We start from the raw sequence: 830 nt of genomic DNA on the forward strand, positions 1-830 counted from the left end.
GTGGGCGGTCGTGTGAGCGATGGCGAGCTTGTGGAGGACTTGGCCCGTCCGGTACCAATCCTCGAACTTCTGGAAGACCTCCAGCGACCTGCCGTATCCGTCGACCGCCTCCACCACTCGGCCTGCCTCCGCTAAGGCCATGCCAAGGTCGTACTGTGCAATGGCCTCGCTGTGTCGATCCCCCGCGGCCTGGTACAGGTCGCGGGCTCGGGTGAGGGCCTCGATTGCTTCCGCCCTGTGGCCCGTCTCCGCCAGATCGGCGCCGAGGTTGTTCCAAGCGCCGGCCTCGCCGTGGTGGTCCCCAACAGCCTGGTAGAGATTGCGGGCCCGGATGTGCGCCTCGATCGCCTCCTCCGCGCGATCTGCCTCCCGCAGGGCAAAGCCCAGGTTGTTCCATGCAACGGCCTCGCGATGGCTGTTTCCGAGGGCGTGGTGCAGGTCGCGTCCGTGTGTGTGGGCCTTGATCGCTTCGGCCGGTCGGCCCGCCCCTCGCAGGGCGATGCCGAGGTTGTTCCACGCGCCAGCCTCGCTAACGCGGTCCCCGGCATGACGGGCAGCCTCCCGTGCGACACCGGCGACGGTGATGAAGTCGTCGAAGTATCGCCGCCAGTGCAGGTACACCGCCAGACACTCGGCCAGCCTGACCGCCGCATCCGTAAACCCCTCCTCCCGGGCCCACCCCGCCGCGGGCCCGGCGCACACCGCGCGTCCCCCCGCGCTCCCAGCACAGCCACCCACCCCCTGCGACTCCCCGCCAGCCCGCCCCCCCGCCCCTCACCCTCCCGCACCCGCGACCACCCCCGCCGCCCGCCGCCCGCCCCCGGCCGCCC

General features: G+C 71.7%; 1 protein-coding gene. It reads right to left on the minus strand.

Going from position 1 to position 830, the window contains the following annotated elements; genetic code table 11:
• Positions 1–621: tetratricopeptide repeat protein (locus HLK59_RS50270; RefSeq protein ID WP_346780023.1), on the minus strand; the 621-nt coding region annotated here is incomplete at its 3' end.
• Between the last annotated feature and the right edge of the window lie 209 nt (positions 622–830).

This window comes from Streptomyces sp. S3(2020) (assembly GCF_013044505.1).
Lineage (GTDB): Bacteria > Actinomycetota > Actinomycetes > Streptomycetales > Streptomycetaceae > Streptomyces.